The sequence below is a fragment of the Flavobacterium sp. IMCC34852 genome (genome assembly GCF_030643905.1).
GTDB classification, from domain to species: Bacteria; Bacteroidota; Bacteroidia; order Flavobacteriales; family Flavobacteriaceae; genus Flavobacterium; species Flavobacterium rivulicola.
Map to the genome: position 1 here is coordinate 1028610 of NZ_CP121446.1, position 24180 is coordinate 1052789.

Annotated in this window: 17 protein-coding genes; 14 read left to right on the forward strand and 3 right to left on the reverse strand. The window is 38.6% G+C overall.

What is annotated here, in order from left to right; translation table 11 throughout:
• Positions 1 to 9: 9 nt before the first annotated feature.
• The 8 genes from P7V56_RS04555 to P7V56_RS04590 all read left to right on the forward strand — a co-directional run bounded on the left by P7V56_RS04555 (position 10) and on the right by P7V56_RS04590 (position 12809).
• Positions 10 to 2496 (forward strand): DUF5686 and carboxypeptidase-like regulatory domain-containing protein, encoded by a 2487-nt coding sequence (locus tag P7V56_RS04555; protein WP_171220871.1) that lies wholly within the window; start codon positions 10 to 12, stop codon positions 2494 to 2496.
• Position 2497: 1 nt separating this feature from the next.
• Positions 2498 to 3100 carry a DNA-3-methyladenine glycosylase family protein gene (locus tag P7V56_RS04560; RefSeq protein WP_171220870.1) on the forward strand — a complete coding sequence of 201 codons (603 nt, stop codon included), beginning with the start codon at positions 2498 to 2500 and terminating at the stop codon, positions 3098 to 3100.
• A gap of 178 nt (positions 3101 to 3278) precedes the next feature.
• On the forward strand, positions 3279 to 5837 hold the full coding sequence (locus P7V56_RS04565; RefSeq protein WP_171220869.1) for a sodium-translocating pyrophosphatase: 2559 nt from the start codon (positions 3279 to 3281) through the stop codon (positions 5835 to 5837).
• Between the two features lie 93 nt (positions 5838 to 5930).
• On the forward strand, positions 5931 to 8201 hold the full coding sequence (locus P7V56_RS04570; RefSeq protein ID WP_171220868.1) for a beta-N-acetylhexosaminidase: 2271 nt from the start codon (positions 5931 to 5933) through the stop codon (positions 8199 to 8201).
• A gap of 2 nt (positions 8202 to 8203) precedes the next feature.
• Positions 8204 to 9196 (forward strand): isoaspartyl peptidase/L-asparaginase family protein, encoded by a 993-nt coding sequence (locus P7V56_RS04575; RefSeq protein WP_171220867.1) that lies wholly within the window; start codon positions 8204 to 8206, stop codon positions 9194 to 9196.
• 15 nt (positions 9197 to 9211) lie between these two features.
• Positions 9212 to 9889 (forward strand): copper homeostasis protein CutC, encoded by a 678-nt coding sequence (locus P7V56_RS04580; RefSeq protein WP_171220866.1) that lies wholly within the window; start codon positions 9212 to 9214, stop codon positions 9887 to 9889.
• Positions 9886 to 12363 (forward strand): beta-mannosidase, encoded by a 2478-nt coding sequence (locus tag P7V56_RS04585; protein ID WP_240976542.1) that lies wholly within the window; start codon positions 9886 to 9888, stop codon positions 12361 to 12363. Before P7V56_RS04580 ends, P7V56_RS04585 begins: the two co-directional genes overlap by 4 nt.
• A gap of 8 nt (positions 12364 to 12371) precedes the next feature.
• Positions 12372 to 12809: a hypothetical protein gene (locus P7V56_RS04590; RefSeq protein WP_171220865.1), complete on the forward strand. Its 438-nt coding sequence runs from the start codon at positions 12372 to 12374 to the stop codon at positions 12807 to 12809.
• A 4-nt stretch (positions 12810 to 12813) separates the two neighbouring features.
• Here the strand turns inward: P7V56_RS04590 and P7V56_RS04595 are convergent, their stop codons facing one another.
• Both P7V56_RS04595 and P7V56_RS04600 read right to left on the reverse strand, forming a co-directional pair.
• Positions 12814 to 13428: a deoxynucleoside kinase gene (locus tag P7V56_RS04595; protein WP_171220864.1), complete on the reverse strand. Its 615-nt coding sequence runs from the start codon at positions 13426 to 13428 to the stop codon at positions 12814 to 12816.
• A complete protein-coding gene (locus P7V56_RS04600; protein WP_240976540.1) occupies positions 13428 to 14153 on the reverse strand; it encodes a hypothetical protein in 726 nt (241 codons plus the stop codon). Before P7V56_RS04600 ends, P7V56_RS04595 begins: the two co-directional genes overlap by 1 nt.
• Before the next feature lie 186 nt (positions 14154 to 14339).
• On the opposite strand from P7V56_RS04600, the gene P7V56_RS04605 reads away from it, so the two are divergent.
• Positions 14340 to 15236, forward strand: a complete 897-nt coding sequence (locus tag P7V56_RS04605; RefSeq protein WP_171220863.1) for a GLPGLI family protein — start codon at positions 14340 to 14342, stop codon at positions 15234 to 15236.
• Positions 15237 to 15267: 31 nt separating this feature from the next.
• On the forward strand, positions 15268 to 18018 hold the full coding sequence (locus tag P7V56_RS04610; protein WP_171220862.1) for a carboxypeptidase-like regulatory domain-containing protein: 2751 nt from the start codon (positions 15268 to 15270) through the stop codon (positions 18016 to 18018).
• A gap of 112 nt (positions 18019 to 18130) precedes the next feature.
• On the opposite strand, the gene metK is transcribed toward P7V56_RS04610, so the two are convergent.
• The gene (gene metK, locus P7V56_RS04615) at positions 18131 to 19381 is read right to left on the reverse strand and encodes a methionine adenosyltransferase (RefSeq protein WP_171220861.1); all 1251 of its coding nucleotides are present in this window, start codon (positions 19379 to 19381) and stop codon (positions 18131 to 18133) included.
• Between the two features lie 743 nt (positions 19382 to 20124).
• Between metK and P7V56_RS04620 the strand changes: the two genes are divergently transcribed.
• From P7V56_RS04620 to P7V56_RS04635, 4 genes are all read left to right on the forward strand, one after another.
• Positions 20125 to 21417, forward strand: a complete 1293-nt coding sequence (locus P7V56_RS04620) for an O-acetylhomoserine aminocarboxypropyltransferase/cysteine synthase family protein (RefSeq protein WP_171220860.1) — start codon at positions 20125 to 20127, stop codon at positions 21415 to 21417.
• Position 21418: 1 nt separating this feature from the next.
• On the forward strand, positions 21419 to 21880 hold the full coding sequence (locus P7V56_RS04625; RefSeq protein ID WP_171220859.1) for an OsmC family protein: 462 nt from the start codon (positions 21419 to 21421) through the stop codon (positions 21878 to 21880).
• Between the two features lie 151 nt (positions 21881 to 22031).
• Positions 22032 to 23033: an alpha/beta fold hydrolase gene (locus P7V56_RS04630; protein ID WP_171220858.1), complete on the forward strand. Its 1002-nt coding sequence runs from the start codon at positions 22032 to 22034 to the stop codon at positions 23031 to 23033.
• Positions 23020 to 24120 (forward strand): homoserine dehydrogenase family protein, encoded by a 1101-nt coding sequence (locus P7V56_RS04635; protein ID WP_171220857.1) that lies wholly within the window; start codon positions 23020 to 23022, stop codon positions 24118 to 24120. Before P7V56_RS04630 ends, P7V56_RS04635 begins: the two co-directional genes overlap by 14 nt.
• The last annotated feature ends 60 nt before the right edge of the window (positions 24121 to 24180 follow it).

A 24180-nucleotide genomic window follows, 5' to 3' on the forward strand; every position in this document is an offset into this window, starting at 1 on the left:
TTTTTGCCTATGAAAAAGATATTTTCCTTAATTGTTTTCCTATTTGTTTTCAGTCTTTCTGCCCAAACTAAAGTTAGCGGTATAGTGGTTGATAGTTCAAATGAACCGATTCCGTATGCTAATATTGTTTTTAAAGGAGTCAAAACCGGTGGTGTTGTTTCAAACGAAGACGGCCGATTTTATATTGAATCACCCGATACACATACTGCTTTGATTGTTTCTTTTGTCGGATTTCCGGATACCGAGGTAAAGTTGCCCAAACCGGTAAATTATGATTTTAAAATTGTATTGAAAGAAGGAAATGCGCTCAAAGAAGTTAAAGTGTACGCCGGTAAAACCTCCAAAAAAAACAATCCGGCGCTAGATATTTTGAGAAAAATTTGGGAACGCAGAAGAAAGAACGGGCTAAAAATGTTCAAGCAATACCAATACGAAAAGTATGAAAAAGTAGAGTTTGACATGAACACCATTGACAGCGCTTTTATGAAAAGCAAAATTTTCAAAGGCATGGAGTTTGTCTTCAAAAACATCGATACTTCAAGCGTTACCGGAAAAACTTATTTGCCTATTTTCATCAACGAATCACTCTCTGATTTTTATGGTGATAATGAAGCCAAAAAAACCAAAGAAATCCTCAAAGCCAATAAAAATTCAGGCTTAGGAAACGGCGATGGCGTGAATATGTTTATCAAAGATTTGTATAACGATTTTGATATTTATGACAATTATTTGAACTTTTTCGACAAGAGTTTTGTGAGTCCGTTATCGCGTACCGGAATAGATGTTTATAATTATGTTTTAACCGATACCGCGTTCATCGACAATAAATGGTGTTACAATATCGTGTTTTATCCGAGACGTAAAAACGAGCTGACTTTCAAAGGCGATTTTTGGGTAAATGACTCCACTTTTGCCATCAAAACTATCAATATGGCGGTGACTAAAAGTGCCAACATCAACTGGGTAAAAGACATTTATATCGAACAGGAATTTGAAGTGTTAAACGATTCTGTTTTCTTGCCAACCCGAGATTATATGATGTCTGATTTCGCTTTGCGCAAAAAAGAAGAATCCAAAGGCGTTTACGGCAAAAGAACCACTTTGTACCGCAATTTCAAGTTTGACGAAAAGAAACCGGAGAAATTCTATAAAGAGGAAGTCAATTTTATTGACAATGAAGTGTACGCCAAAACCGATGAATACTGGGAAGAGAATCGCTTTGAAAAACTCAACAAGGATGAGCGGAAAATCTATGAAATGATTGATACGCTTAAAACGGTTAAGAAATTCAAACGCCTATATAGCTTGGTGTCCATTTTAGGAAGCGGTTACATCGAAATCCCGAAATTGAAATTAGATTACGGACCTATTTTCTCCACCGTAGGTTTCAATGAAGTCGAAGGTTGGCGTTTGCGTGCCGGCGGCAGAACGTATTTCGGGCCCAATGATACCTGGCGTTTACAAGGGTATACTGCTTACGGATTTGAGGATAACAAATTCAAATACGGTATGTCCGGAAAATGGATGATCGACAAGAAAAATAGAATTATCATCTCCGGCGGTAATAGGCGCGATGTGGAGCAAATCGGAGCCAGTTTAACCACGACCAATGATGTTTTAGGCAGAAGTTACGCTTCTTCCGGATTGTTTACCACGGGTGCTAATGGGAAACTGACCAACATCAACCTCAGTACTTTGGCAGCCGAAATTGAACCGGTTAAAAACCTAACCTTCCAATTGGGATTTTCGTATCGAACGTTGGAATCGGCTTCGAATACTTTTAGCTTGAATTATTATACCGATGATACTTTTACTACTACCGCAAGTGAAGTAAAGCAATCCGAAATCAATGTCCAAGTCGAATATACTCCCAAACGAAAAACAATTGGTTATGGTGTAGAAAGAAGAGAAATCGACAGTCCGTATAGCCGTTTCTTTATCAATTACAGTCAGGGATTCAAAGGATTAATTGATAGCGATTTTGATTACCAAAAAATCCAGTTATACTACAAACAACCCATTATCATAGGCGCATTAGGCCGTTCTAATTTTACCATGGAATTAGGAAAAACCTTTGGACAAATTCCGTTAGGATTGATGAGTGTCGTTCCCGGAAACCAAACGTACTTTATCATCCAAAACACTTTCAGTAATTTGAATTTTTACGAATTTGTAGCCGATGAGTATGCGACTTTCCAATGGGAACACAACTTCAACGGAAAGATTTTTGCCCGAATTCCCGGTATAAGAAAGCTAAACTTGCGTGAGATTGTGGGAATCAGAGGTGTTTACGGAACAGTTTCCGATGAGAACAGAGCCATAAACGCTTCGGGATTGATATACAAAGCACCGGAAAAACCCTATTGGGAATACAGCGCCGGTATCGGGAATATATTCAAAGTTTTCCGTTTAGACTTTGCTTGGAGAGGCAACTACCGAAATTTACCGGATACTAATAATTTTACCATCAAAGGTTCGTTCGGATTCTACTTCTAAGATGCAGGAAGCCATTGCTTATTTGGTTGAAAAAGATGCCGTTTTAAGAAAGCTGCATCAGCAATACGGCAATCCCTTTGTGCCTTCAAGACCGGAAGGTTTTCAAACGATGTGTAAACTCATTTTAGAGCAACAGGTTTCTATTGAGTCGGCTCGTGCTTGTTATGTCAAAATTGAAAATATTTTAGGCGATGTTACTCCTGAAACTATTTTTCAAGCTTCTGAAGAAACACTCAGAAACTGCGGAGTCAGTCGCCAAAAAACTATTTATTTGAAAGCTTTGGCGGACGCTATATTAAATAGGATTTTGGTTTTAGAAACGCTTTCTCAAAAACATCCCGATGAAGTCAGAAAAGAATTGATTCAAATCAAAGGTATTGGTCATTGGACAATCGATGTCTATCTGATGTTTTCTTTACAATCGCCCGATATCATTCCACTGGGAGATATAGCTGTTGTGAATACCATCAAGGAATTATACGGTTGCGAAGAAAAAGAAGTCATGATGGCGTTATCCGAAAACTGGAAGCCTTACCGTACTATGGCGACTTATTTTCTATGGCATCATTATTTGGTCAAACGAAATAGGAAGTTCATAATGTAGCTTTATTCGAAATAAATCATCTTATTTAAGAGTCAAAACTGTTTTTGGTTTAGTCAGCAATAATTTACTTTAAATACATGTATACCAATTGAACTAATATTCACTAATTATATTGTTTTTATTTGTTAAAGTTTTGTTACTTTTGCGACCGATAAAATTTATAACAAAAATTATATTTATGGAATCAATGATGATTTATGTGCCGATAGTAATGGCATTAATTGGATTAGCTTTTATGGCTATCAAAAGATCTTGGGTTTTAAAACAAGATGCAGGTGATGGCAAAATGAAAGAGATATCAGATTATATTTATGAAGGAGCTTTGGCTTTCCTAAAAGCAGAATACAGATTATTAGCAGTATTCGTTGTAATTGCCAGTGCTGTATTGGCCGGAATTTCTTTTGTAGTTCCAACAACACACATATTAATTGTAGTTGCCTTTATTTTTGGAGCAGTATTTTCTGCATTAGCCGGGAATATGGGAATGAAAATCGCTACCAAAACTAACGTAAGAACAACCCAAGCCGCTCGTTCAAGCTTACCACAAGCTTTGAAAGTGTCTTTTGGTGGTGGAACTGTAATGGGATTAGGCGTTGCCGGATTGGCGGTTCTTGGTTTAACAGGTTTCTTTATCATCTTCTTCCGTTACTTTATGAACGGTGTATGGACTTCCACAGAAGACATGACCATCGTTTTGGAAACATTAGCCGGTTTCTCTCTTGGAGCAGAATCCATCGCTTTGTTTGCTCGTGTTGGTGGTGGTATTTATACCAAAGCGGCTGACGTAGGTGCCGACTTAGTAGGTAAAGTAGAAGCAGGAATCCCGGAAGATGATCCAAGAAATCCTGCTACTATTGCAGATAACGTTGGAGATAACGTAGGTGACGTTGCCGGAATGGGTGCCGATTTATTTGGCTCTTATGTAGCGACTGTATTAGCTGCGATGGTACTTGGTAACTATGTAATCAAAGATATGGGCGGAAAAATCGAAGACGCTTTCGGTGGTATCGGACCAATTTTATTGCCAATGGCAATCGCAGGTTTCGGAATCTTATTCTCTATCATCGGAACGATGTTAGTAAAAATATCAAGTGATGATGCTAAAGAAAAACAAGTACAAGGTGCGTTAAACGTTGGAAACTGGGTTTCTATTATTTTAACTGCCGTATCATGTTTCTTCTTAGTACAATATTTATTACCGGCTACAATGACCATGGAATTTTATGGTGAAGGAGCACAACAAATATCATCAATGAGAGTGTTCTATGCTACTATCGTTGGTTTAGTAGTTGGTGGAGTTATTTCGTCTGTAACAGAATACTACACAGGATTAGGGACAAAACCGGTTTTGGCCATTGTACAAAAATCTTCAACCGGTGCAGGAACTAACGTAATCGCCGGTTTAGCAACAGGTATGATTTCTACTTTCCCAACCGTATTGTTATTTGCCGGTGCTATCTGGGCTTCTTATGCTTTCGCCGGTTTCTACGGGGTGGCTTTAGCAGCATCTGCAATGATGGCAACTACTGCAATGCAATTAGCCATCGACGCTTTCGGACCAATCTCTGACAATGCCGGTGGTATCGCTGAAATGAGTGAATTACCAAAAGAAGTTCGTACCAGAACAGATATCTTGGATTCTGTAGGTAACACTACTGCTGCAACTGGAAAAGGTTTCGCCATCGCTTCTGCGGCCTTAACTTCATTGGCTTTATTCGCTGCGTATGTAACTTTCACAGGAATTGATGGGATCAATATCTTCAAAGCGCCTGTATTAGCAATGTTATTCGTTGGAGGTATGATTCCGGTGGTGTTCTCTGCTTTAGCAATGAACTCTGTGGGTAAAGCGGCTATGGACATGGTATACGAAGTACGTCGCCAGTTCAAAGAAATTCCGGGTATCATGGAAGGTAAAAACAAACCTGAATATGGTAAATGTGTGGAAATTTCTACTAAAGCTGCTTTAAGAGAAATGATGTTGCCGGGTGTTTTAACTATCGGTTTCCCAATTGCAATCGTATTATTAGGTAAATTAGTTTATGGAGATAACAACCAATTAATCGCTGAGATGTTGGGTGGATATATGGCCGGAGTTACTGTTTCTGGTGTACTTTGGGCTGTGTTCCAAAACAACGCCGGTGGTGCTTGGGACAACGCTAAAAAATCTTTCGAAGCGGGTGTTGAAATCAACGGAGAAATGACCTATAAAGGTTCTGATGCGCACAAAGCGGCGGTAACCGGAGATACTGTGGGTGATCCATTCAAAGATACTTCAGGGCCGTCAATGAACATCTTAATCAAATTAACTTGTTTGATCGGATTGGTAATCGCTCCAATATTAGGTGGTCACGAAGCCGGTGCAGTAACCAAAAAAATGGAATGCACTATGGAGATGAAAAAAGAGTGTAAAGACATGGGCAAATGCGATATGAGCAAATGCAAAGACATGACTAAAGAAGAATGTGCTAAAATGTGCGATTCTTTAGGTTGTACGCCTGAGCAAAAAGAAGCTTGTTTGTCACACTACGGTGCTGATGGGAAATTCATCGCTGATAAAAAAGACTGTTGTGCCAAACCGGAAGTAGCTACTGCAACTAAAGACGTAAGAGTTGAAATTACCAACACAAACGGAAAAGCAAAAGCAACGGTAACTACTACAGTAGGCGGAACTGCTACTACCCAAACTTTTGAAGGTACAGAAGCCGAAGTAAAAGCTAAAGTGGACGCTTTGAAATAATCGCAAGATTTTTAATATAATAAAGATGCCTCGCAATTGCGGGGCATTTTTTTTGTCTTTTTTGTGTAAATTAGCCAATACAAACACAACCCTATGACTTCCAAATTCGCTTACTTTTTATTGCTGCTTTTCAATATTGCTTTTGCACAAAATTCATTGCCTCTAATTCCACAACCCGAATCGATTGAAATTCGAAAAGGACATTTTGTTTTAAATAAAGAAACAGTAATTCTGGCCGATGCCAATACGTATGAAGCACAATATTTGCAACAAGCCATAAAACAGCAAACTGGTTTACTATTAGCCATTGTTGCAAAATCAAATGTAGATTCTAAAATCATTTTGAAAGAAATGTACCCGATTGATCCTTATTGGAGCAAGGAAAGATATAATATTAACATTTCACCCACAGAAGTAATTATAACAGCTCCTTTCAATCGAGGTTTTTTTACCGGAATCCAAACCTTACTTCAGTTGGTTCCAATAGATAAAAATGAAACGTTTGTTTTGCCTTGTCTAAATATTTTTGACCAACCCAAATACGCCTGGCGCGGCATGCACCTCGATTGCGCCCGACATTTCTTCTCTATAGAGTTTGTCAAAAAGTATATCGATTACCTGGCGATGTACAAGTTCAATACCTTTCATTGGCACTTAACCGATGACCAAGGTTGGCGTATCGAAATCAAACAATATCCTAAACTAACAGAAGTCGGAGCTTGGCGAAACGGTTCCATGATTGGCCATTATAACGAACAAAAATACGATGACAAACGTTACGGCGGATTTTACACCCAAGACCAAATCAAAGAAGTGGTAGCTTACGCAAAACAACGTCACATTACCGTCGTACCCGAAATCGAAATGCCCGGCCATGCCGTAGCTGCTTTGGCTGCTTATCCGCAATATTCTTGTACCGGCGGACCATTTGAAGTCGAAAAACAATGGGGCGTTTTAGACGATGTCTTTTGTCCCAAAGAGGAAACATTTTCCTTCTTGCAAAATATTTTAGCCGAAGTGATGGCACTATTTCCGTCACAATATATTCACATTGGCGGTGATGAATGTCCAAAGACGCGCTGGAAAAACTGTCAGCATTGCCAAGCTTTAATCAAAGAAAAAGGATTGAAAGACGAACATGAACTCCAAAGTTATTTCATCCAAAGAATAGAAAAATTTGTCAATGCCAATGGCCGAAAAATCATTGGTTGGGACGAAATCCTCGAAGGAGGTTTGGCGCCCAATGCAGCCGTAATGAGTTGGCGTGGCACCGAAGGCGGAATCGCAGCCGCAAAACAAAAACATTTCGTCGTAATGACTCCCGGTTCGCATTGCTATTTCGACCATTATCAGGGCAATCCAAAAAATGAACCGTTGGCCATTGGTGGTTATACTCCCGTGGAAAAAGTGTATGCCTTCAATCCCATTCCAAAAGAATTGTCCAATGAAGAAGCAAAATACATTTTAGGCGCCCAAGCCAATGTTTGGACTGAATATATCGACACACCAGAACAAGTGGAATACATGATTTTTCCAAGAATGATGGCGCTTTCCGAAGTGCTTTGGGGAACTTCCAATCCCGAGAAATATGCCGATTTCGAAAAACGAATGATCCAACAGTTTCCCGTTTTACAACAAAAAGGCATCAATTACAGCAAAGCGATTTTTGAAATTACATCTGAGGTGATGCCCAAACCCGGAGGTAATGGTGTTTTGTATTTATTAAAAACCAATCAGCATCCCAACGGCATTCATTATACTACCGATGGAACGCAACCCACAGCGCAATCCAAGGTTTACAACCAACCGCTGGAAATCACCAAATCACAAACGATTAAATCCGCTTATTTCGAAGATGACCGTGCCAAAAGCAATGTCGCCGAACAATCGTTCCTCATTCACAAAGCCACAAGCCAATTGGTTTCACTGCAAAATCAACCTAATGGCAATTATGCCAAAGGCGGTGGATTTACTTTGGTGGATGGAATTCAAGGCGACAAAGCTAAATTTGGGCAAAATTGGTTAGGCTTCTCGGGAACTGATTTAATCGCAACCATCGATTTGGCTTCTAAACAAAAAATCAGTCGCCTAGGAATCGGATTATTGAGCAGTCCTTCATCATGGATTTATTTTCCGAAAAAAGTAACTTTCGAGGTTTCAGAAGATATGATTCAATTTGAAACCGTCGGCACTTTTTCTGCTGAAGAAATTCAAAAAAGCAAAGGTCAAATCAACTTAGACTGCAATAAAAGAAACATCCAATTTGTAAAAGTCACGGTCGAAAACTTCGGCACTATTCCTGACGGTCAACCCGGCGCCGGAAACAAAGCATGGCTATTTGCAGATGAAATAATAGTAGAATAGTCATGTCAAATCGCAGAAATTTTCTCAAAACCGCCGCTGCAGGTTCAGTGGCTTTAGCTTTGCAATCGTTTGCTTCCAAAGCAGCCAATTCGGCCAAACCAAAAGGTAAAATCAATAAGCCAATTGTGCTTTCCACTTGGAATTTCGGCGTACAAGCCAATGGCGCTGCCTGGGATATTTTAAAGAATAATGGTCGTGCCCTAGATGCCGTTGAAGCCGGAGTGAAAATTCCGGAAGGCGACCCAACCGAAAGAAGCGTTGGTTACGGAGGGCGGCCTGACCGAGACGGACGAGTAACGCTCGATGCTTGTATCATGGACGAGTTTTCCAATATCGGTTCGGTAGCGGCTTTGGAGCACATCAAGCACCCGATTTCTGTTGCTCGAGCGGTGATGGAAAAAACCCCACATGTAATGTTGGTCGGTGACGGCGCTTTACAGTTTGCCTTGTCTCAAGGATTCAAAAAAGAAAATCTCCTAGTAGAAGCTTCCGAAAAAGAATGGAAAGAATGGCTCAAAACCAGTCAGTACAAACCCATTGCTAATATCGAAAACCACGATACGATTGGCATGATAGCCTTGGATGTTCACGGAAATTTGTCCGGTGCCTGTACTACGAGCGGAATGGCGTTCAAAATGCACGGTCGGGTAGGTGATTCGCCCATTATCGGTGCAGGTTTGTATGTCGATAACGAAATCGGAGCGGCTACAGCCACCGGTCATGGAGAAGAAGTTATTAGAATTGCCGGTTGTCATTTGGTTGTAGAATTGATGCGACAAGGAAAATCACCACAAGCTGCTTGTGAAGAAGCCGTGTCGCGCATTGTAAAACTGACCCAAAATCGCAACAAAAACCTTAAAGACATCCAAGTTGGTTTTATCGCTTTAGACAAACAAGGCAATTATGGTGCGTATTGTATTCAAGGCGGATTTAATTATGCGGTTAACGATAACTCCGGAAATAAATTGGTAGATGCTGATTACTTTTTGAAATAAACTTATATGCCTTATATGGTTCAAAATCCCCTACTCGAAATCGCTTGTTTCAATTTAGAATCAGCTCTAATCGCCCAAGAAAACGGTGCCGATAGAGTAGAACTTTGTGCCGAAATTGAAGTGGGTGGCACAACACCAAATTTTGAAATCGTAAAACAAGCACTAGAAAAGTTAAACATCGATTTGTATGTCATGATTCGACCGCGTGGTGGCAATTTTGTTTATTCAGAAGAAGAGTTTGAGCAAATGCAATCCGATATTTTAGCCCTAAAGGAATTAAATGTTAACGGTTTTGTTTTTGGGATTTTAAAAGAAGACAATAGTATCAATTTTGAACAAAATAAAACTTTAGTGAATTTGGCCAAACCCTTTCCATGCACATTTCACCGAGCTTTCGATGAGGTTGAAGATTCTTTTCTGGCTTTGGAACAACTTATCGACTGCGGTTTCAAAACGATTTTAACGTCGGGTCAAGCCCAAAATGTAACGGAAGGCATGAACCGTTTAACCGAATTGGTTTCCAAAGCCAATGACCGTATTACTATCATGCCTGGCGGCGGTTTGAGGTCGGCAAATATTGAAGTTATTCAACAAAATGCCAAAGCGATTTTCTATCATTCTTCGGCTATAACTGATGGAAGTGAAACGGCTTCGGCCACGGAAGTTCAAGCCTTAAAATCTAAACTCCAATGAGAACTTTACTGTTCAAATTCCTGATTGTTTTTTTGTGGCCAATGGTACTTTGGGCACAAAATAAAGAACGTAATTTAAGTTTAGAATCATGGACTTTCAGAAAAGTAACCCAAACCAATTGGTTTCCTGCCAAAGTTCCCGGAACCGTGCACACTGATTTGTTGGCGAACCAATTAATTCCCGATCCTTTTTTCGGTGCCAATGAAAAACAGTTACAATGGATAGAAAACGAAGACTGGCAATACCAAACGGCTTTCAACATTTCAAATGAAGAGCTGAATCATCAAAATGCCATTTTACAATTTGACGGCTTAGACACTTTTGCCGAAGTGACTCTAAACGGAACCAAAATCCTCTCCGCCAACAACATGTTCCGAACATGGAAAGTTGATGTGAAAAAGCTGCTGAAAGTTGGGCCAAACAAACTCGAAATTACTTTCGCTTCTGCCGTAAAAAAAGGAAAAGAAGAAGCCAAAAAACTAACTTACACTTTACCGGGCGACGAAAAAATATACACCCGAAAAGCACAATACCATTTCGGTTGGGATTGGGGACCGCGATTTGTTACTTCAGGGATTTATAAAAACATAAAACTTCATTTTTGGAACAATGCCACGATAAATAATCTCAAGACCAAGCAGGATTTGACGAATAAAGAGGTAGCGAAAGTAGAGTTTATTCTCGAAATAAACAGTGCCAATAATTCTCGATATGAATTAAAAATCAATCATAAATCGGAGTTCTTTCAACTCAAAAAAGGAAAAAATAATTTATCATTAACCTACGAAATTGCGAATCCGAAATTGTGGTGGCCCAATGGCTTGGGTGAAGCGAAGTTGTATCCGTTTGAAATTAGTTTAACTCAAAACAATCAAGTCATTGATAACAAAAAACTAAACATCGGTTTGCGAACGATTGAATTGGTTCAGGAAAAAGATGCGATTGGAAAGAGTTTTTATTTTAAAGTCAACGGCAAATCGGTGTTTATGAAAGGTGCTAACGTCATTCCGCCTGACAGTTTTTTACCACGCGCAACCGATTCAGTTTATAAGTCGATTGTCAAAAATGCGGTTGATGCTAATATGAACATGCTCCGAGTTTGGGGCGGCGGTGTGTATGCCGAAGATAGTTTTTATGACGAGTGTGATAAAAACGGCATTTTAGTTTGGCAGGATTTTATGTTTGCCTGCGCGATGTATCCCGGCGATGAAGCCTTTTTGGAGAATGTAAAACAGGAAGTCATCGATAATGTAACGCGTTTGCAAAACCATCCGAGTATAGCGCTTTGGTGCGGCAATAATGAGAACGATGAAGGCTGGCACAATTGGGGTTGGCAAAAACAATACAACTATTCGGAGCAAGATTCGACTAAGATTTGGAAAGACTATCAAAAGCTCTTTCACGACTTAATTCCAATAACCCTTGACAATTTGTTGCCCAAAAATGAAAACCGTTATTGGCCGTCATCTCCATCTATCGGTTGGGGTAGAAAAGAGAGTTTGCTCAGTGGTGATGCCCATTATTGGGGTGTTTGGTGGGGAATGGAACCGTTTGAAATGTACCAAAAAAAGGTCGGGCGATTCATGAGCGAATATGGTTTTCAAGGCATGCCTGATATCAAAACGTTTCAGGCTTTCGCCAAAAGCGATGAACTGCATTTCGATTCGGAAGCGGTAAAAAATCACCAAAAACACCCAACGGGTTACAAAACCATCAACGAATATATGGCGCGCGATTACCAAGTGCCAACTAATTTTGAAGACTATATTTATGTGTCCCAATTGCTTCAAGCTGAAGGCATGAAAATCGCTATCGAAGCACATCGAACCGACCCAAAATGTATGGGAACATTATTTTGGCAACTTAATGATTGTTGGCCTGTGACTTCCTGGAGTTCGGTGGATTATTATGGAAAATGGAAAGCTTTTCAATACCAGGCGAAGCGGAGTTTTGAGGATGTAATGATTTCTATTAAGGAAAATGAAGTCAATTATGAAATTTATTTGGTTAGTGAAGCTTCTCACTCCGACAAAGTAAGGTTTGAAATTGAATTATTGGATTTTTACGGAAAGCTAGTGGAAAAAGATGAAGTAGAATTTGATATTACGGCCGATACGAGAGATTTGTTTGTAGCGCTTCCAAAAGAGAATTACAGCGATAATAATTTAAAGGAGTTAGTCTTGTCGGTATCTTGCATAATGCAAAATGGCAAAAAAGCAAATGCGCTATATTACTTTGTCAAACCCAAAGATTTACAACTCAATCAACCTAACATTCAACTTACTAAAATCGATGAGTTAACTTATGAAATTACGACGGATGTTTTGACCAAAAATGTGTATTTGTCAGCAGCCGAAGAAGTGATTTTCAGCGATAATTTTTTTGACATTTTACCTGGGCAGAAGTTGCAAATCAAGTTGTCAAAGCCGGTTAAATCCATAAAAGTAAAATCATTATTTGATACTTTGAAATAAATTCCAGTATGTTTAAGAAATCGTTTTTTGTATGGGTTAGCATGTTTTGGTTTGAAGTGATTTGCGGTCAAACCCAAGCAACACTGGATAGTTTAATGGTCGAATACAATGAATGTCTAAGCGTCAGAAAAGATAGAGTAAATTGCACCAAAGAGCTTTTTTGGGCGTATCAGGATTTACAATTTGATTTTCACAACCAAGCTATTAAAAGATTGGACAGTATAAATCAGAAGAAGAAAAACTTAGAATGTCGGGAATGGATTGGGACCAAAGACTTCTTTGTTGGGAATGAAATAATCAAATTCCAAAGAAAACATCCTAATGAAAAAATTTCAGCGCCAAGCAAAGCTGCAGAAAATGACGCTTACATTGCTTTTAAAAACATCTGTGATTTTATAATGATTCGCTTAAAACGTTTGATGGTTGAAATTGAATCTTCGAAATAATCTCTTAAAACAATCCGTTTATCTCGGCATTAATTCGGTTGATGATCACTCCTAAATCTTCTGGATTGTTTACAAAATCTATGTTGTCGACATCAATAATCAACAATTTTCCTTTGTCGTAAGTCGAAATCCAAGCTTCATAGCGTTCGTTTAATCGGCTTAAGTAGTCAATGGAAATAGTGTTTTCATAATCGCGACCGCGTTTGTGGATTTGAGAAACCAAATTAGGAATCGAACTTCTCAAATAAATCAACAAATCCGGTGAACCAACTAAGCCTTCCATCAATTCGAATAAATCGGAATAATTTTGAAAATCGCGGTTAGTCATTAAACCCATCGCATGTAAATTGGGCGCAAAGATGTGCGCATCTTCATAAATTGTACGATCCTGAATGATGTTTTTGCCGCTTTCGCGAATTTGCAACACTTGACGAAATCTCGAATTCAAGAAATAAATTTGCAAGTTGAATGACCAACGTTCCATTTGGTGATAGAAATCATCCAAATACGGATTATCAACCACATCTTCAAAATGCGGTTCCCATTTAAAATGTTTGGCTAAAAATCGGGTTAGTGTTGTTTTTCCTGCGCCTATATTTCCTGCTACTGCTATGTGCATTATGGTAGTTTTATTTTAAAATTCTTAATTTGTTGGTTGGTAAAAATAGCTAAAATTTGGTCTTTGTAATAAAAATTTCGGAACGATTTCTCAACAATTTCGATTTCGAAAATCGTTTTGGATTGATTGTTCAAACAATACAAAGTGTTGTCTCTTGAAAACAATAATTTTTCCTGGTCCACAATTTGTATTTTTTCAAATGGCGGAATGTTAGCCAATAAAGTCACCTTGCCAAAGAGGTCGATGGCATACCAATTGTTAATTTCGTCAATCCAGTAGAAGTGATTAAAATCAGTTTGGGTGTATTTGATATTTTCTGCGATTGGATTTCCTACTGTTTTGGAAGTATTTTTCAAGTAGTCAAACAGCATGATTTGCTGGGTTAAGGCGTTGTATATCCAAAACTGATTTTGTGAGGCCAGGCCTATTTTAGACGCAAAAATGGTGTTGTCAATTTCAAAAAGATTGATTTTTTGAATTTCATTCAATTGGTTGTCGAGTAAAATGACGGTATTGAAATCTTCGTAGAACAAAAGTATCTTTAGCGGATTGATAAAATCTACCGAGCTGATTTTGCCCAAAGCCACGTTTTTGTATTCCCAAGTTTGGTTCTCGTTTTGTTTGCTGAAAACGTTGTTTTTGATAAAATAGTTATTACCCAAACCGTCAAAACCCGCATAGATTTTATCCTCTAAAGTTTGCGCATTAATTTCAGTAGTTTTCAATCGGGGATTTTGACCAAAACCTTGACAGCAGGTCATTAAAAAAAGAAGGTAAATAAGCTTTTGCATCATGAGGCTAATTTACTGTAAACCGCGTTAATTTTAATGGTCTCAACTTATTTTTTAACAAATCATTGGTAACACTTTACAATTACTTTCGTCATATTTGTCGTAACAAAACCAAAAACAATGAAAAAAATTGTATTCGCTTCGTTTTTTGTCTTCTCTTATTTAGTGACTCATGCCCAAAAAGACTTTCAAGGTATGGCCGTTTACGAATCAAAAACCAGTACTGCTGATTTCAAATCTCGTTTTGAAGGCAACAAAGAAATAACACCCGAAATGCAGAAAATGATTGAAGAGCGCATGAAGAAGATGTTTGAAAAAACTTTTTTTCTAAACTTTGACAAATCGGCTTCCATTTACAAAGAAGAAGAAAAATTGGAAACACCCGGCCAAGGTCAAGGTGGTTTCAGAATGATGAGCTCTGTTATGGGCGGCGGCGGAACGTACTATAAAAATGTAAAAGACAAGACATATACGGTAGACAAAGAATTTATGGGCAAAGAATTTTTGGTCAAAGATTCTTTGAGAACTTATAATTGGCAAATGACCGGTGAAACCCGTGTTATCGGCGGCTATAATTGTTTCAAAGCTACTACGGTAATTCCGGCGAGTAAGACTGATTTTAGAAACTTCCGTCCAAAAAAAGAGGAAGAAAAAAAAGAGGATAAAGCCAAAGAAGAAACCAAAGAAGGCACTAAAACCAGTTTCATGGATCAAATTGAATTGCCCAAAGAAGTGACTATTACCGCTTGGTACACGCCTGAAATTCCGGTAAGTCAAGGTCCGGAAGGCTACTGGGGTTTGCCGGGATTGATTTTAGAAGTGAATGACGGGAAAACAACCATTCTTTGTTCCAAAATTGTTTTAAATCCAAAAGACAAAGCAGAAATTAAAGCACCAAGTAACGGCAAAGAGGTTTCTCAAAAAGAATATGACGAAATCGTAATTAAAAAAATGGAGGAAATGCAGGAAATGAACAGCGGTCGCGGTGGCGGTTTCCAAATGAGAATGTCAAGATAATCTACACCATCATTCATTTCAAAACGACTTCATGAAAAAACTTTCCTTATTATTGTTTTTGGTTATCTCTACAGCCAAAGCCCAAACCATCAGATTCGAAGGAGTCATTCAAGACAATACCAAAGCACCGCTGGAAATGGCTAACATCATGGCGATGAACCAAGCCACCAAAGCCATGGACGCTTATGCCATTACCAACGATAAAGGAAAATTTGTTTTGAACCTTAAAACCAATGCGACTTATACCATCAAACTAAGTTATCTCGGGATGCAAAACAAAGAGATAACGGTTACCACGCAAACGCAAAATATTACCCAAAACATTACTATGGAAAGCGGTGGTATCGAGCTGGATGGTGTTGAAATCGTCCGCGAAATGCCGGTTTCTATCAAAGGCGATACCATTGTATATAATGCGGATTCGTTTAAAACCGGAACCGAACGAAAATTAGAAGATGTATTAAAAAAATTGCCCGGAGTAGAAGTTAATGCCGATGGAGAAGTAGAAGTGGAAGGCAAAAAAGTAACCAAATTAATGGTCGAAGGCAAAGATTTTTTTGATGGTGATACCAAATTAGGCGTTAAAAATATTCCGGCTGATGCGATTGACAAAGTTCAGGTATTGCGAAATTTTAATGAAAATTCTATCTTAAAAGGTGTAGAAAACAATCAAGACAATGTGGCGATGAACATCAAGCTGAAATCTGGAAAAAAGAATTTCTGGTTTGGAGATGTTACTGCTGCCGGGGGTTTTCAACCCGAAACCAAGTTTGATCGTTACAATATCAACCCGAAATTGTTTTATTACAGCCCGAAATACAGCGTCAATATTATTACCAATTTTAATAATATAGGCGAATTGCCACTGACCATTCAAGACTATTTCAAGTTCACCGGCGGATTCAGGAATATGATGTCCAAAGGTGGTTCGAGTTTTAATGTGTCTTCCAATGATTTAGGGATTTCATTGCTTAGAAACAATCGTGCTAAAGAAATAGAAACCGATTTCGGAGCCACCAACTTTTCGTATAATCCATCCAAATCATGGACAATTAGTGGTTTCGGAATTCTTTCTTCTTCTATAACCGATTTGGAAACAGTATCGTCGACTAACTTTTTAGATCCAACCTCTACCGAAGTGGCTTCCACCGAAAACAGAGCGGAGATTGCACACCAAAAAAGCAATTTGGGCTTGTTCAAGCTAAGCTCAAGTTATAAACCGAATGCCAATTTCCAGTTTGATTATGATATTTTGGCTAAATTTTCCAAACAAGATGAGAACAATTCCTTGTTGAGAGAAACCATTGATGAGGATAACAATTCGACTACTGAAGATATTTTTACTGCCAAAAAACAAGATCCGGTTACAGTGAATCAGAATTTGAGTTTTTATTATACTGCAGCCGAAAAGCATATTTTTGCTTTTGAATCTCAGCATTTGTACCAAGATGAGAATCCTTTTTATAACGCCAATTTACAATCTGACCCGTTTACGTCAGTCTTGCCACCGAGCAATATTTTGGGGTATGACACCGCGCAAAACAGAACCGATTTGAGCCAAAATCGTTTCGTGAAAACCAACAAATTAGACAGTAAGCTCGATTATTATTTTATGCTAACACCAAAAAGCAACATCAATGTGACTTTGGGGAATACTTATTCGAACCAAAGTTTCAACTCGAGCATGTACCAAGTTTTAGACAACGGAAACGTAAATAATTTAGACAATACCACTAATACTAATAATGTTACTTACCGTTTTAATGATGCTTTTTTGGGAGTGCATTACAAAGTGTTAACCGGTAAATTTACGTTTACGCCCGGAGTGAGTTTCCATACTTATGCTTTGAATAACGAGCAATTGGGAACGAGTTATAAGCAAAACTTTACTCGAATTCTACCTGATTTCTTAGCGTTATACCAAATCAAAAAGGCGGAAACGTTAACCTATAATTTTTCGTTTACCAATAATTTCACCGACATCAATCGTCAAGCAGAAGGTTTTGTTTTGAATAATTACAGCAGTTTATCAAGCGGAAACCGAACGTTGGAGAATGCTGTTCAGCAATCGCATTCTTTGCGTTATTTTAAATACAATATGTTCAACTTTGAAAATATTTCGGCCGCAGTAAGTTACAATCGCACCGTTGATGCCATCAAAACCAGAGCGTTCTTCGACAATGTAAACCAAGTGTCTTCGCCTTTTAACTCGGAGTTTGCCGATGAGACATTGTCGTTCTTCGGCAGTTATGGTCGCTCATTCTTTAAATACTATAAGGCTTCTTTAAATGTAAATTTGAATTGGAGTAAATTCAATAACATTCAAATTGACAGAGCCACATTCCAAGATATTTTGATAACCAATGAAAGTTTTACCCAAACCTACAATTTAAGAGCATCGACTAATTTTAAAAACTTACCGAATATCGAATTAGGTTACAGTTATACCATCAATGATTATCCGAATGATACGTTTTTCACCGACAGACCAACGGTAAAATTGGATTATTTCTTCTTGAAAAGTTTTTCCTTTGTGAGTGAATACGAGTTTTATCACTACTACAACGAAGACAAATCAGTAGAAAATGAATACGATTTTCTTTCGGCGAGTTTGATTTATCAAAAGACCAAAGACAGCAAATGGGAGTATAAAATTTCGGCTACCAACTTACTTAATACAACGTCTTTAAATGACGATAACTTCTCGCAGTTCTCAACCAGAACGTCACAATACAGAGTGCAACCACGCTATGTAATGTTGAGTTTGAAGTATAATTTGTAGCTGTTTCCCGCTTTCCGCAGTATCTCTTCGAGGATACTTGCTGCAATCGGGGCTAAAAAACAAAAAACCCAACTCATGAGTTGGGTTTTTTTATGATAATTAGCCAAGAATATTACAATCCGAAAGCCGATTTTACATTATCAACGAAGTCTAATTTCTCCCAAGTAAATAACTCTACCGTTACTGTTTTCGGAGCACCATTCGGCAACTGGAAAGTTTTAGTAACCGTTTCCGGTGTTCTTCCCATGTGTCCGTAAGCTGCGGTTTCGCTGTAAATTGGATTTCTCAATTTCAAACGTTGCTCAATAAAGTAAGGTCGCATGTCAAAAATACCTTCAACCACTTTGCTGATTTCACCGTCGGTCATGTTCACTTTTGCAGTGCCATAAGTATTTACGTTGATAGAGGTTGGTTTTGCCACTCCAATCGCATAAGAAACTTGTACTAAAATCTCATCACACAATCCTGCCGCTACTAAGTTTTTAGCAATATGACGTGTCGCATAAGCCGCAGAACGGTCTACTTTTGAAGGATCTTTTCCGGAGAATGCACCACCACCGTGAGCACCTTTTCCACCATAAGTATCCACAATGATTTTTCTTCCGGTCAAACCGGTATCTCCGTGTGGTCCGCCAATAACGAATTTTCCGGTTGGGTTGATGTGGTAAGTAATATTGTCATTGAATAAATGAGCGTATTGTGGGTATTTGGCTTTAATTCTCGGAATCAAAATCGAAATCAAATCGCTTTTAATTTTAGCCAACATTTCTGCTTCTGCCGCAAAATCATCATGCTGAGTAGAAATTACAATGGCGTCAATTCTAACCGGTTTGTTGTCGTCTGAATACTCTAAAGTCACTTGCGATTTAGCATCCGGGCGAAGGTATTTGATTTCGTTGTTTTCTCTTCTTAAGTTAGCCAATTCGATTAACAAAGCATGAGACAAATCTAAAGCCAATGGCATATAGTTCTCTGTTTCATTTGTAGCGTAACCAAACATCATTCCTTGGTCACCAGCACCTTGCTCTTCTTTGCTGGCTCTGTCAACCCCTTGATTGATGTCAGCAGATTGTTCGTGAATGGCCGAAAGGATACCACATGAATCCGCATCAAACATATACTCACTTTTAGTGTATCCGATTTTTTTGATTACTTCTCTTGCAATTTGTTGAACGTCAAGATAAGTGCTCGATTTTACTTCACCAGCCAAAATTACTTGACCGGTGGTAACCAACGTTTCACAAGCCACTTTCGACTCAGCATCAAAGGCTAAAAAATTATCAATTAACGCATCACTAATTTGGTCTGCCACCTTATCCGGATGTCCTTCACTAACCGACTCCGAAGTAAATAAATAAGCCATAACTATATTTTAGTTTAATATTAATTTAACTGAAAAAAGAGGAGATTGCTATGAAAGCTAAAGAAGAGTTTCTGCTTTAGCATTTTTTAACGAGGTTGCAATCAGTTCAAATTTTTCCTCTTATTTTTCGGTTGCAAATGTATAAAGACTAATTCGAAAACAAAAAACAATTTATCTTTTTTTATTTTATTTATGATTTTTTCTAAAATCTAAATACGTAGTATTTAAATATATATAACCAAACTTCAAATGTTAAATTTTCAAATTTTGTTTGGTCAATTGAAAAAACATTCAGAAGTTTGTTCCGATAAAAATCAAGAAAAAAATGAAATTAAATATTTGCAATATGTGTCGCATGATGTGGAAATCTCCGCAGAGGACGCTTATGGCATAATTTTAAATTTAAAATATATCCATCAAACCTCTGCACAATCGCAGAGGTTTTTTTTTACTCTGAAATAATTTCAGAGTCTAGTGAAAAGTAAAAACAATAATTTAAAACAGATGCTGAAACGAGTTCAGCATAAAGCAATGAAAGTAACAGCAAAAAATATGATGAACAACAACCGTATGATGCACATGATGATGTGTTGTTGTATCGACATGCCCTGTTACCAAAAGCGAAAGACTTAATCGAAGTTTATATTTATACTCTAGAAGTCCTTTTGGTAAGCCATCCAAAAGGACTTTTTTTATTCCCAAAAATTAATAATCTAAATAGCTAACAATTAAATTTTAAAATCATGAGCACACAAAAATTCGCAACCAACGCCTTACACGCAGGACACGACGTTACTAAAAACGCAGGAACCAGAGCCGTTCCGATTTACCAAACGACTTCGTATGTATTCAACAATTCTGACCACGCCGCTAACTTATTTGGTCTAGCCGAAGCCGGATTCATCTACACGCGATTAAACAATCCAACTAACGACATTTTGGAACAACGCTTAGCCGCTCTCGAAGGTGGAATCGGAGCCGTGGTTACCGCATCGGGAACTTCAGCCATCGCCACCACTTTGTTGGTCTTACTAAAAGCGGGAGACCACATCGTAGCGTCGAATAGTCTTTACGGAGGAACTTACAATTTGTTGAACGTAACCTTACCAAGATTGGGTATCACAACTACTTTCGTAGATCCGTCTAATCCTGAAAACTTTACCAAAGCCGCCCAAGAAAACACCAGAGCGTTTTTCGCAGAAAGTTTGGGCAACCCTAAACTGGATGTGCTGGATTTGAAAGCCATTTCCAAAGAAGCCAAAGGGTTTAAAGTGCCTTTCATTGTGGACAACACAGTCGCTACGCCTTATTTGTTAAACCCAATTCAACACGGTGCCGATATTGTCATTCACTCGCTAACCAAATACATTACCGGAAACGGAACTTCACTTGGAGGCGTAATCATCGATGCCGGAAACTTTGACTGGAGCAATGGGAAATTCCCTGAATTTACCGAACCATCAGCCGGTTATCACGGTTTGAAATACTATGAAGCTTTGGGCGCAGCGTCATTTATCGCCAAAGTAAGAATCGAAGGCTTACGCGATTTTGGGGCAGCTTTATCTCCGTTCAACGCGTTCCAAACGATTCAAGGCTTGGAAACTTTGGCAATCAGAATCAAAAAACACAGCGAAAATGCTTTGGCCTTAGCCCAATGGTTGCAAACCCAAGAAGAAGTAGCATGGGTAAATTATCCCGGATTAGAAACTTCAAAATACAAAGCTTTAGCCGATGAATACCTACCGGAAGGCAAAAGTGGCATCGTAACTTTCGGTCTGAAAGGCGGATTTGAAGCAGCCAAGAAAGTAGCCGATGAAACCAAATTGTTCTCTTTACTAGCCAATATTGGAGACACTAAATCATTAATCATCCATCCGGCAAGCACAACGCACCAACAATTATCTGGCGCCGAACAAGAGTCAACCGGAGTAACCAAAGACTTAATCCGTTTGTCTGTTGGTTTAGAAAATATCGACGACTTGAAAGCCGATTTGAAAGAAGCCTTTGTAAAAATTAAAACCCCACAAACTGTATAACATGAGCACAAAAACCGTAAACATAATTGGCTATGCTAAAGAAAACAATCAATTCGTAGTCAAAGCCCAAAACTTCGACATCAGAATTAGTAAAAATGATCAATTTCCTGAACTGGAAGGACCAAGTCCGATAGAATACATTTTGGCCGGTTATGCCGGTTGCATCAATGCCGTCGGGAAATTGGTAGCCAAAGAACAAGGCATCGATTTAAAATCACTTCAAGTTGAAATCTCGGGAACCTTAAGTTTAGACAAATACCAGGGAAAAATTAGCGATGAAAGAGCCGGATTTAAATCGATAGAAGTAACCGTAAAGCCCAAATCTGATGCCACTTTGGACCAATTAAAGGATTGGTTAATCACCGTTGAAAACCGTTGTCCGGTTCAGGACAATTTGATCAATCCAACGCCGGTTTCAGTGGTGTTGGTTAAAGAATATGAAGCTACAGCAACAACGCTGTAAAAGAAAACCATTGGTTAGGTTTTATTCCGCTGCGCTCCAGATTAATTAATTTTTCTTAATCTCAAATGCCTCGGGTTGTTTGTTTGTTTGTTAAGACTGTCTTCAAGGTTGAGTTTGAAGGCAGTCTTTTAAAAAACTTTAAAAAAATAATATGAAAAAGTTGGAAAAAATAGATTTGTTTAATTTCGATTTAGAAAACGGAAAACAACGCCCATACATTCCGTTATTCTATCAAACATTTGGTCAAGCCATCGGCACAGCGCCGGTTGTGGTAGTCAATCACGCTTTAACCGGAAACTCCAATGTCACCGGAGAAAACGGATGGTGGAACGATTTAATAGGAGAAGAAAAAATCATTGATACCAATCATTTCACCGTAATTGCGTTCAACATTCCGGGAAATGGCTATGATGACAACTTCGGGAATTTGATTTCAACCTACAAAGATTTTACCATTCGCGATGTGGCACGTATTTTTTGGGAAGGTTTAGATTTCCTCAAAATCGAACAAGTTTTTGCGGTGATCGGAGGAAGTTTAGGCGGAGCAGTAGCTTGGGAAATGACAGTGTTAAAGCCAAATGCAGTTCAAAATCTCATCCCAATTGCCACCGATTGGAAAGCCACCGATTGGGTGATTGCCAATGTCCTAATCCAAGACCAAGTATTGAACAATTCCGATGATCCCATTGCCGATGCGAGATTGCACGCTATGTTATTGTATCGAACACCCCAATCAATCAACCAACGCTTTCAAAGAAGTAAATTCAATGATTCTTCAGTGTTTCAAATCGAGAATTGGTTGGCCAATCACGGTGTGAAACTCAAAAATCGCTTTCGTTTATCGGCTTACAAATTGATGAATCATTTGCTCAAAACCAATGATATTACTCGGAACAGAGGTGATTTTTTGGCGGTAGCCAAAGCCATTCAAGGAAACATTCACGTAGTCGCTGTTGATACAGATTATTTTTTTATTCCGGATGAAAATCGGGAAACGGTTGAAAACTTAAAACCGATAAAAGAAAATGTCTTCTATCACGAAATAAAATCCATCCACGGACACGACGCTTTTTTAATCGAATTCGAACAATTAGCCCAAATTTTATCACCCATTTTTAACAAACAAAAACAAAAAAATTATGTCAGCGCTTAGAATCAATATAGTCCTTTTCGGTATCGGCAATGTCGGTAGTACTTTAGTCAACCAAGTTATTGAAAGTCAAAAATTCTTTCTTGAGAAGAAGAATATCGATTTGAGATTTCCCATCATCACCAATTCTACTTTGGCCTTCTTCGAAAAAGACGGGCTCAAAAACCAATGGGAAGCCAATTTCGCCCAATCCGCCATTCCGTTCAGAATCGAAGACATCATCGAATACGTGCAAGAACAACAATTGGAAAACCTGATAGCTGTCGATGCCACTGCGAGTCAAGACATCATCAAAAATTACATTCCGTTAATCCAAAACGGTTTCAATATTGTCGCCGCCAATAAAAAAGCGAATACATTGCACACCGATTTCTACAAAGAACTGAGAAGAAATCTCAAGAAACACGATAAAACATTTTTATACGAAACCAATGTTGGTGCAGGTTTGCCGGTCGTTCAAACGATAAACGATTTGCACTTTTCAGGTGAAGAAATCACGAAAATCCGCGGTGTATTCTCGGGTTCGTTGAGTTATATTTTTAATAGATTTTCTACAGAAGAATTGCCGTTTTCCAAAATCTTACTCGATGCCGAGAAAAACGGCTACACCGAACCGGATTCTCGAGACGACTTATCCGGACACGATGTAGCCAGAAAATTATTGATTCTCGCCCGTGAAATCGAACAAGAATTTGAATTCACCGATATCAAAATTGAATCCCTTTTGCTGCCAAACCTAAATGAAAAAAGCGCCAAATCTGAGTATGCAGTCAACAAACAATTGTTTGACAAACCTTTCCAAATTGCCAAAATCACCCAAGCCGATAACCATGTCTTGCGCTATGTAGGTGAATTGGAGGTTAAAACCAAGCAATTGGAAGTTAAACTGGTTTCGGTTCCCGGAAGTTCGGCTTTAGGCCAACTCAAAGGTGCCGATAATCTAATCGAAATTTATACCCAATCTTATGGCGAAATCCCAATCGTCATTCAAGGCGCCGGAGCCGGAAAACAAGTTACGGCTCGTGGCGTTTTGACCGATATTCTCAAAGTAGCCGAGAAAATCAAAATCAAAGAAGCGATTTGGTTATAAACCGATTCAAATATAACTAGCCAACCATTCACCCCAAAAACCTATAGCGCGAAAACGTTG

Coding starts and splice junctions, on each gene's coding strand:
- P7V56_RS04630 (WP_171220858.1), top strand. CDS start 22,032: ATGAAAAAGTTGGAAAAAATAGATTTGTTTAATTTCGATTTAGAAAAC.
- P7V56_RS04610 (WP_171220862.1), top strand. CDS start 15,268: ATGAAAAAACTTTCCTTATTATTGTTTTTGGTTATCTCTACAGCCAAA.
- P7V56_RS04595 (WP_171220864.1), bottom strand. CDS start 13,428: ATGCACATAGCAGTAGCAGGAAATATAGGCGCAGGAAAAACAACACTA.
- P7V56_RS04605 (WP_171220863.1), top strand. CDS start 14,340: ATGAAAAAAATTGTATTCGCTTCGTTTTTTGTCTTCTCTTATTTAGTG.
- P7V56_RS04585 (WP_240976542.1), top strand. CDS start 9,886: ATGAGAACTTTACTGTTCAAATTCCTGATTGTTTTTTTGTGGCCAATG.
- P7V56_RS04555 (WP_171220871.1), top strand. CDS start 10: ATGAAAAAGATATTTTCCTTAATTGTTTTCCTATTTGTTTTCAGTCTT.
- P7V56_RS04625 (WP_171220859.1), top strand. CDS start 21,419: ATGAGCACAAAAACCGTAAACATAATTGGCTATGCTAAAGAAAACAAT.
- P7V56_RS04560 (WP_171220870.1), top strand. CDS start 2,498: ATGCAGGAAGCCATTGCTTATTTGGTTGAAAAAGATGCCGTTTTAAGA.
- P7V56_RS04590 (WP_171220865.1), top strand. CDS start 12,372: ATGTTTAAGAAATCGTTTTTTGTATGGGTTAGCATGTTTTGGTTTGAA.
- P7V56_RS04565 (WP_171220869.1), top strand. CDS start 3,279: ATGGAATCAATGATGATTTATGTGCCGATAGTAATGGCATTAATTGGA.
- P7V56_RS04635 (WP_171220857.1), top strand. CDS start 23,020: ATGTCAGCGCTTAGAATCAATATAGTCCTTTTCGGTATCGGCAATGTC.
- metK (WP_171220861.1), bottom strand. CDS start 19,381: ATGGCTTATTTATTTACTTCGGAGTCGGTTAGTGAAGGACATCCGGAT.
- P7V56_RS04575 (WP_171220867.1), top strand. CDS start 8,204: ATGTCAAATCGCAGAAATTTTCTCAAAACCGCCGCTGCAGGTTCAGTG.
- P7V56_RS04620 (WP_171220860.1), top strand. CDS start 20,125: ATGAGCACACAAAAATTCGCAACCAACGCCTTACACGCAGGACACGAC.
- P7V56_RS04580 (WP_171220866.1), top strand. CDS start 9,212: ATGGTTCAAAATCCCCTACTCGAAATCGCTTGTTTCAATTTAGAATCA.
- P7V56_RS04570 (WP_171220868.1), top strand. CDS start 5,931: ATGACTTCCAAATTCGCTTACTTTTTATTGCTGCTTTTCAATATTGCT.